This window comes from Pseudomonas tumuqii (assembly GCF_013184545.1).
GTDB classification, from domain to species: Bacteria; Pseudomonadota; Gammaproteobacteria; order Pseudomonadales; family Pseudomonadaceae; genus Aquipseudomonas; species Aquipseudomonas tumuqii.
The window spans coordinates 1-8,600 of the sequence record NZ_JAAOJA010000034.1 but is presented as its reverse complement, the minus strand read 5'-3'; the positions used below and the strand labels follow the sequence as shown (position 1 = coordinate 8,600).

The 8,600-nt window shown below is 62.6% G+C and carries 6 protein-coding genes and 2 pseudogenes; 7 read left to right on the top strand and 1 reads right to left on the bottom strand.

Going from position 1 to position 8,600, the window contains the following annotated elements; genetic code table 11:
• The 6 genes and pseudogenes from G9C89_RS24660 to G9C89_RS25660 all read left to right on the top strand — a co-directional run.
• Positions 1 to 147: L-serine ammonia-lyase, iron-sulfur-dependent, subunit alpha (locus tag G9C89_RS24660; RefSeq protein ID WP_172153155.1), on the top strand; the 147-nt coding region annotated here is incomplete at its 5' end.
• A 70-nt stretch (positions 148 to 217) separates the two neighbouring features.
• Positions 218 to 1,225, top strand: a complete 1,008-nt coding sequence (locus tag G9C89_RS24655; protein ID WP_172153313.1) for a GlxA family transcriptional regulator — start codon at positions 218 to 220, stop codon at positions 1,223 to 1,225.
• 504 nt (positions 1,226 to 1,729) lie between these two features.
• Positions 1,730 to 2,941: a M24 family metallopeptidase gene (locus G9C89_RS24650; RefSeq protein ID WP_172153311.1), complete on the top strand. Its 1,212-nt coding sequence runs from the start codon at positions 1,730 to 1,732 to the stop codon at positions 2,939 to 2,941.
• Positions 2,942 to 3,493: 552 nt separating this feature from the next.
• Entirely contained in the window at positions 3,494 to 4,951 is a 1,458-nt protein-coding gene (locus G9C89_RS24645; protein ID WP_172153309.1) for a sodium:solute symporter family protein, read from the top strand.
• A gap of 106 nt (positions 4,952 to 5,057) precedes the next feature.
• A pseudogene (locus G9C89_RS25665) lies at positions 5,058 to 6,083 on the top strand (HAMP domain-containing protein); the annotation flags it as partial.
• Between the two features lie 27 nt (positions 6,084 to 6,110).
• Complete coding sequence (locus G9C89_RS25660; protein ID WP_390623863.1) at positions 6,111 to 6,941, top strand: methyl-accepting chemotaxis protein; 831 nt, start codon at positions 6,111 to 6,113, stop codon at positions 6,939 to 6,941.
• 30 nt (positions 6,942 to 6,971) lie between these two features.
• On the opposite strand, the gene G9C89_RS24635 is transcribed toward G9C89_RS25660, so the two are convergent.
• Entirely contained in the window at positions 6,972 to 7,976 is a 1,005-nt protein-coding gene (locus tag G9C89_RS24635; RefSeq protein WP_172153305.1) for a GlxA family transcriptional regulator, read from the bottom strand.
• A gap of 384 nt (positions 7,977 to 8,360) precedes the next feature.
• Here G9C89_RS24635 and glyA point away from each other — a divergent pair.
• Positions 8,361 to 8,600: pseudogene (gene glyA, locus G9C89_RS24630) on the top strand (serine hydroxymethyltransferase); the annotation flags it as partial.

The window sequence follows — 8,600 nt, the reverse complement described above, 5'->3', positions numbered from 1 at the left end:
GCGCAGATGGCCCTGCGCGGCGACGGCCAGCACTTCATCTCGCTCGACCGGGTGATCCGCACCATGCGCGACACCGGCGCCGACATGCACGACAAGTACAAGGAAACCTCGCGCGGCGGCCTGGCGGTGAGTGCTATCGAGTGTTGAGTCGCGCCGCCACGCCCATCGCCAATCGCGTCAGGTTCCACTCACAGGCCTGTGCCGAGGAGAGCTAAGCATGTCCAGTTACGAGGCGTTGCAGCAGCCCGCAGAGGTCGCCCTGACGGCGATCGGTTTTTTGCTCAGCGACAATTTCAGCCTGATCAGCCTGGCCGCGGTACTCGAGCCTTTGCGCCGCGCCAATCAGTTTTCCGGGCGCAGCCTCTATCGCTGGCAGACCCTGACTACGGACGGGCGTGCCGTGCGCGCCAGCAACGGCATGCTGGTGACTCCGGATGGCGCTGCACAGACGGAGCCGGCGCTGGATGCCTTGATCCTGTGTGGCGCAGAAGGCCTGCGGCGCGACTGCGACCCCGAGCAGATCCGCCTGCTGCAGGATCAGGCGCGGCGCGGCGTGCACCTGGGGGCGCTGGGAAGCGGCAGCTGGGTGTTGGCCAGTGCCGGTCTGTTGCAGGGCTACGAGTGTTGTGTGAGCTGGGACTGTCAGGTGGATATGCGCGAGACGTTTCCCGCGGTCTCACTCAGCCCGCAGCGCTTCGTCCTCGACCGTGATCGCTATACCGCCGCGGGAGGCGCCGCCGGGCTGGAGTTGATGCTGCAACTGATCGGCCGTAGCCACGGTCCTGCACTGGTGGACGCGATCAGCGAAACCCTGGTGCTCGAACAGGTGCGCAGCGAGTCCGGGCCGCCCCATATGTCGTTCCGCCAGGCACTGGGCAGTGCCCAGCCGAAGTTGCAGGAAGCGATAACGCTGATGGAGGCCAATCTCGAAGAGCCCATCGAACTCGATAAGCTGGCACGCTATGTCGAATTGTCGCGGCGCCAGCTCGAGCGGCTGTTCTGCCAATACCTGCGTTGTTCGCCGTCGCGTTATTACCTGAAACTGCGCTTGCTGCAGGCGCGGCAGCTGCTCAGGCAGACGGCCCTGCCGATAGTGGAGGTGGCCAGCAACTGCGGCTTCCTGTCCCCACAGCACTTCTCCAAGTGCTACCGCGAGCACTTCGGCGTGGCGCCGAGCAACGAGCGGCTGAGCAAGTCGCAACGCTGTCGCCTGGCCATGCACTGAGCGTAGTACGAACCGCTGTATCGACAGATGCGACCGAGGGCTTTTGTAGGATGTGGCGGGCCGCGTAGGCTTGAGCGTAGCGATACCCATCAACGATCACCGCATCCGAGCCAAAGTTGACCAAGGCGATCTACCGTGATTGCCGCCCTGCATCTAATGCGGCGCGGTGTTCTCGGTGATGGGTATCGCTACGCTCAACGCCATCCTACGGTTTACCGGCGTCCATCCTGCTCTATGCCACAACGCCCCGTCACGGTTCGCACCGGGCGGGGCTTTTTTGTACCTGGGCCGGCTGCGCTGGAAAGCAACGATCCGCGCATGCATTGCGTAGCGCTTTTCAAGCGGCTTACAACGCTTCGATATATGCCTGGGCAGGCGCAGCGGATCTGACCAACTTCGGGTCGGAAACGTACAAAAATCGGCTGTTTGTATCTGTTGCAATGCTTTCCAACGGCTAACCAGACCGGTGGGCCGAGTCACTGGAAAACAACAAGGATCAACTCCATGCAAATGCCCAAGACGCTCAGAATTCAGAATGGCCAGAAGGTCCAGCCGACCTTCTCCGCCCAGGAATATGCCAACCGCCAGGCCCGGCTGCGTAGCCACATGGCCGCCGAAAACATCGACGCGGCGATCTTCACCTCGTACCACAACATCAACTACTACAGCGATTTCCTGTTCTGCTCGTTCGGCCGCCCCTACGCCCTGGTGGTGACCCAGGACAGCGCCGTGACCATCAGCGCCAATATCGATGGCGGCCAGCCTTGGCGGCGTACCGTCGGCACCGACAACATCGTCTACACCGACTGGCAGCGCGACAACTTCTTCGTCGCTATCCAGCAGGCCCTGCCCAAGGCGCGTCGCATTGGTATCGAGTTCGATCATCTGAACCTGCAGAACCGTGACAAGCTCGCCGCCCGCTACCCGGATGCACAGTTGCTGGATATCGCCGCACCCTGCATGGGCATGCGCCTGATCAAGTCGGTCGAGGAGCATGCAATGATCCGCCACGGCGCGCGTATCGCCGACATCGGCGGTGCCGCGGTGGTCGAAGCCCTGCAGGATCAGGTGCCGGAGTACGAAGTGGCCCTGCACGCCACCCAGGCGATGGTGCGCGAGATCGCCCGCACCTTCCCCGACGTCGAATTGATGGACACCTGGACCTGGTTCCAGTCTGGCATCAACACCGACGGCGCACACAACCCGGTGACCACGCGCAAGGTCAACAAGGGTGACATCCTCAGCCTCAACTGCTTCCCGATGATCGCCGGCTACTACACCGCGCTGGAGCGCACCCTGTTCCTCGACCATTGCTCCGACGCGCACCTGCGCCTGTGGCAGGTCAACGTCGAGGTGCACGAAGCCGGCCTCAAGCTGATCAAGCCGGGCATGCGCTGCAGCGACATCGCCCGCGAGCTGAACGAGATCTTCCTCCAGCACGACCTGCTGCAATACCGCACCTTCGGCTACGGCCACTCGTTCGGCACCCTCAGCCACTACTACGGCCGTGAGGCGGGTCTGGAGTTGCGCGAAGACATCGACACGGTTCTCGAGCCGGGCATGGTGGTGTCCATCGAGCCGATGATAATGCTGCCCGAAGGCTTGCCGGGCGCGGGCGGTTACCGCGAGCACGACATCCTGATCGTCAACGAGCAGGGCGCGGAGAACATCACCAAGTTCCCCTACGGCCCGGAGAAAAACATCATTCGCAAGTGATGCCCGGCCGGTGCCGTGCCCTCCACGCAGGGCGCGGCACGCCACCGCCGTCCGCTCAGGCCAATCGGCCAGGAGGCAATAAGGTGAATAGAGCCAAGTGTTTTAGTCACGTTCCTTTTGCTGCTGACGCGGCTTGCTATCGGTCGCTGGACGGCATGTGGCAACGCGTTCACCCGGCCACTCAACAGCGGCCACTTTCACTCATGAGTGTCACAGTCAAGGAGCGCTGGACGGGCGTCATGTGTGTCGCGCGTGCTGCCTTGGCAGGGGCGCTGGCGGATCACCACAAGGGCAAGCCGTGACCACGTTCAAGGGTGGTGCGCGCCGACCGAATTGCCCGCGGGGTAACCGATTTACCCCTTAAGCATATCGACTGTAGCTGTTTCGTTCTTTCGTTAGCTGTCATTACAAATATAAAAATGAGGCAATGATTATGAATTCCTGGGTACTCACGCTCTTTGTAGCGCTCAACATTCTCATGCTCCTGATCGCGGCCGGAACCTATCTGTGCCGTTCCGCCAAAGAAAAAGCCGGACAAGCGGAGTAAGCACGATGGACTTTTATGAACTGTTCAACTGGGGCCTGCTGATCGTCACCTTCGCGGTAATGATCGGAATCGGCTTTGTCTCCTCGCGCAAAGTCAAGGACAGCGATGAGGGTGGCTTCCTCCTCGCGGGCAGAAGCCTCGGTGCCTTCGTCGGCGCCAGCACCATAGTCGCCACCGGCTTCAGCGGCTGGGGTTTCATGGGGTCGCCGGCGGTGGCTTACGAGTTCGGCGCCATCGAGTTGCTGGGCAACTTCTTCTTCGCCCCGGCGATGATGATCGCGGTGCTGTTCTTCGCCAATCACATGCAGAAACGTGCCCTGCACATGGGCAGCAACACCATTCCCGAGTACATCGGCCAGATTCATGGTGGCGGTGCTGGCGGCCGCTTGCTGCAAGGGGTGGCGGCGGTCATGACGATCATCCTGCTGATGGTGTTCCTAGTCAGCCAGATCAAGGCGGTCGGCATGCTCGGCGCCTCCTGGCTGAACATCGACATGACCAGTAGTGCCTGGCTGATGATCTCGGTGATCATCCTCTACACCATGCTCGGCGGCCTGGCCGCGGTGGCCTGGACCGATACCGTGATGGTCTGCGGCATGGCGGTGGCGGCGGTGGTGATCATGATTCAGATGTTCACCAGCGTCGACTTGGGGATGTGGGAAGCCAACCTCAACAGCATCGACCCGAACCTGCTCAACCCGAGCACGGCGGCGCCCTATGGCGAAAGCAAGGCCTCGGTGTTCCTGGTCTTGCCCTATGCCTTCCTGTTCGCCGCGGTACTGCCGTACATGGCCATTCGCTTCCTGGCATTCCGGCCGAAAGTGAAGATGCACAAGGTCGGCGTGTATGTGGCGATTCTCGGCGGTCTGCTCAGCCTGATCCCGATCGTTGGTCTGTACATGCGCGCCTTCGGCCCGCAACTGGCCGATCCCGACAACGCCATGCCGATGTACCTGCAAACCTTCATGCACCCGGCGCTACAGGGCTTGATCACCCTGTTCATCATCTTCGCCATGAAGTCCACCGCCAACTCTATGCTGCACACGGTGGCGTCGGCGACTTCGCATGACCTGCGCCTGGCGCTGAACAAGCATGCCGAGACGGACTCGCCGCATGCCCTGACCGTCAATCGCATCGCGGTGGTGGCGCTGGGGCTGCTGGGGCTGCTGATGATGATGTATGCGCCGCCGTTCATGCTGTCCTGGCTGGGTATCCTCGGCTCCGGCACCCTGCTGGCGGCGATGATCGGCCCGGTGTTCATCTCCACCTTTTGGCAGGGCAACGTCGCCGGCGCGTTGACGGCCATGCTGGTCGGCTTCTTCACCAGCGGCGGGCTGTTGCTGACCACCGATATCGGCTGGGTCGAGGGGCCGCTGATCGGCTGTCTCGCCTCATCCTTCTGCTATGTGGCGGTGTCCATCCTCACCCGTACCCGGCTGCCGGTGGTGCAGCGCGGACGCTGAGTTCTGATCAGTTGAGCAAGGCCACGGTCTTCCCCAAGTCCGTGGCCTTTTGCTATCCGCGGCCCGCCAATCACTGGCGTCAAGTTTCTACGGGAGTTCAAGCACAATGAGGATAAGCACCAAGGTGGCGATAGCCGCAGCGTTGGTTCTGCTGCTCACCACCAGCCTGTTGTCGCTGACCCAGATCAGCCAGGTGCGCGACACCTTGCGTCAGCAGGTGGAAACCAGCATCAACGAATCGAGCACGGCACTGGCGCGCCAGATCGAGGCCTGGCTGAACGCCAAGTTGCAATTGATCGACATGGCAGCGCAGCAGATAGACCGTAATTTCAGTGACGCGCAGATAGAACAGATTTTCGCTTCCCCCGTGCTTATGGAGCAGTTTCTCTCCATGTTCGGCGGGCTGGAGGCAACTGGCGGAAGAGCGCTCAGCAACGATCCGAGCTGGGAACCTGCGGCCGACTGGGACGCCCGCCAGCGGCCCTGGTATGCCCAGGCGCGTGACGCTTCGCAGGCCGTACTGACCGAACCCTACGCGGTAGCCGGGACGGGTGAAATACTGATATCCGCAGTGGCTCGGGTCAGCGAGGCAGGGGCGTTCAAGGGTGCCTTCGGTGGCGATATCCGCTTGCAGACAGTGGCCGACGCGATCAATACCCTGGATTTCAACGGCGCAGGCTACGCGTTCCTGCTCAGCCGCAGCGGTACCATCATTTCCCACCCGGATACCCAACTAAACGCCAAGCCGTACAGCGAGCTATTCGACGGTCAGAGCCCGCCGCTGGACAAGGCCCTACAGGAGCCCGGCGGCGACAAGAATCTGCTGGTGTCCTTCATCCCGTTGTCCCGTCTCGCGGGCATGGACTGGTACATCGGCGTGGTCCTGGACAAGCGCATCGTCATGGCCGAGGTCGATGCCCTCAGTCAACGTGCCGTGCTCGGCACCCTGCTCGGGGTGATCATCAGCCTGGTGCTGCTGGGGCTGTTGATGAGGCGGCTGCTCAAGCCCCTGGATCAACTCAGTGCCTCGTTGCGCGAGGTCAACAGCGGCCAGGGCGATCTCACGCGTCGCCTGCCAGCGAGCGGCAGCGATGAAATCGCCCAGGTTTCGCGCGAGTTCAACAGTTTTCTGCATTACCTGCAGGGCTTGATCGGCGAGATGATGGGCGGCTCACAGCGAGTGCGTGCGAGCACCTCGCTGACCTCCAGCGAAGCCGAATTGTCCGCCGGTCGTCTGCAGGAGCAGTTGCAGGAACTCGACCAACTGGCCACTGCCATGCAGGAAATGGCGTCCACTGCCGAGGAGGTCGCGCGCAACGCACAAACCGCTGCCCAAACGGCAATCGGCGCCAACCTGGAAACCGACAATGGCGTCGCTGTGGTTGCACGTGCCACCCAGGCGATCAAGCAGTTGGCCGCCGACATGGACGGCACCGGCCAGGCGATCAATCAGTTGGTCAAGCTCAGCCACAACATCGAGTCGATTCTTGCGGTGATCGTCAGTATCGCCGAGCAGACCAACCTGCTAGCCCTCAACGCGGCCATCGAGGCGGCGCGTGCCGGTGAGTCCGGGCGTGGTTTCGCCGTGGTGGCCGACGAGGTGCGTTCGTTGGCCTCGCGTACCCAGCAATCGACCGAGGAAATCCGCCAGATGATCGACCAACTCCAGGATGGGGTGAAACAGGTGGAAGCGCGTATGCAGCAAAGCCGCGACGGTGCCAGCCAGACCGCCGACGATGCCGGCGCTGCCAACCAGGTGCTTGAACGCATCCGCGAGGCGATCGCCCGTATCAACGACATGAACCTGCAGATCGCCACCGCGGCCGAGCAGCAGAGCGCCACCACCGAGGAGATCAACCGCAATACCACCAACATCCGCGACATCAGTCAGCTGATGGCCGCTGGCGCCCAGCAGCAGGTCCGGCAATGTGGGGTAATGGTCGAACAGGTGGCCCAGCAGGATCAGCTGCTGGGGCGTTTCAACGTGTGAGCGTGGTGCGCGGAAAGGGGGGGCGAGCGCTCAGCCCAGAGCGCTCTGCTTGCGTTCGCCGCGCGGCGAGTGGCCGAAGAAGCGGCTGTAGCACTTGGAGAAGTGCGCCGGCGAGGCGAAGCCGCAGGACAGGGCGATGTCGCGCACCTGCGCCTCGCTGCGCAGCAGCAGGTCGCGGGCGCGTTTCAGGCGTAGCTCCAGGTAGTACTGGCTGGGTTTGCGTTCCAGGTATTTGTGGAACAGTCGCTCCAGCTGGCGTACCGACATCTCGTTGAGCTGGGCGAGTTCTTCCAGTTCCAGCGGCTCCTCCAGGTTGGCCTCCATGATCGCGACTATCTGGCTCAGCTTCGGCTGAGTATTGCCGAGCTTCTGCCGCAAGGGCACGCGCTGCTGTTCGCGGGAGCCGCGCATGCGGTCGCAGAGCAGCAGTTCGGCGGCGCGGGTGGCGATCTCCACCCCGTCCGGTTCGCGGGCGATCAGTTGCAGGGTCATGTCCATGGACGCGGTGCCGCCGGAGCAGGTGTAGCGGTCGCGGTCCAGCTCGAACAGCTGATTGGAGATGATGATGCCGGGGAACCTGTCCTTGAGCTGCTCGATGTCTTCCCAGTGGATGGTGCAGCGGTAGCCCTTGAGCAGCTCTGCGCTGGCCAGCAGGTGGCTGCCGGTGCAGATGCCGCCCAGCGGCACATGGTGCTGGGACAACTTGCGCAGCCAGTTGAGCAGGTTGCGGTCGTGCTTGGCCGGGATCGGGTTGGAGCCGACCACGAACAGCGCGTCCAGCTCGGGGGCGTCGCTGATCGAGTGATCCGGCACCACGCACATGCCGTTGCTGGCGCGCACCGGCTCGTGGTCGGCGGCGATCAGCAGGGTGCGGAAGAGGGTGCGTTTGGCGGCCAGGTTGGCCATGCGCAGGGTCTCGATCGCGCAGGCGAAGCCGATCGTGGTGAAGTTGGGGCTCAGCAGGAAACCAAAGGTTTTCACCCGCGCGGCAAGCTGGCTATCGGCCGGTGCCAAGGGGGGCGATGCTGGTGCCATTCTTTCCTCCTCCACTGCAGCCGCTCGCGCTTGCTGGCAGGCCATGGGCCGGCAGCCGGGGCAACTGTGCGTTTTATTGTTGTTGGACGGCAGGGTGACACCTGCGTCGGCTGCAATCTTACACCCATTGCCGAGCGCTTTGATCGGCTCGGGCATGCTCCGCTGCTCCGCCAGCAGACCAGTTTGAACACTTTCGCGTCGGAAATGAGCAAACGGTCGCCAGGTGCATTTCGCACAATCCGCTGCAACAGGCGTTATCCATCCCGCCGCCAGCCGATGCGCACAGCAATGCGTCTGCTGATGACTCCCAAACGGGAGTGGGGTTGGCGCTACGTCCTGATCCATAACAACAGGCGACCCAAGACTGTCGCAGGGAGAATCGAGATGTTCAGCAAACACGACCAGATCCAGGGCTACGACGACGAACTGCTGGCGGCGATGAACGCCGAAGAGGCGCGTCAGGAGCATCACATCGAGCTGATCGCCTCGGAAAACTACTGCAGCCAGCGGGTCATGCAGGCCCAGGGCAGCGGCCTGACCAACAAGTACGCCGAAGGCTATCCGGGCAAGCGCTACTACGGCGGCTGCGAGCATGTCGATGTGGTCGAGCAGCTGGCCATCGAC

Coding starts and splice junctions, on each gene's coding strand:
- G9C89_RS24650 (WP_172153311.1), top strand. CDS start 1,730: ATGCAAATGCCCAAGACGCTCAGAATTCAGAATGGCCAGAAGGTCCAG.
- G9C89_RS24645 (WP_172153309.1), top strand. CDS start 3,494: ATGGACTTTTATGAACTGTTCAACTGGGGCCTGCTGATCGTCACCTTC.
- G9C89_RS24635 (WP_172153305.1), bottom strand. CDS start 7,976: ATGGCACCAGCATCGCCCCCCTTGGCACCGGCCGATAGCCAGCTTGCC.
- G9C89_RS24655 (WP_172153313.1), top strand. CDS start 218: ATGTCCAGTTACGAGGCGTTGCAGCAGCCCGCAGAGGTCGCCCTGACG.
- G9C89_RS25660 (WP_390623863.1), top strand. CDS start 6,111: ATGATGGGCGGCTCACAGCGAGTGCGTGCGAGCACCTCGCTGACCTCC.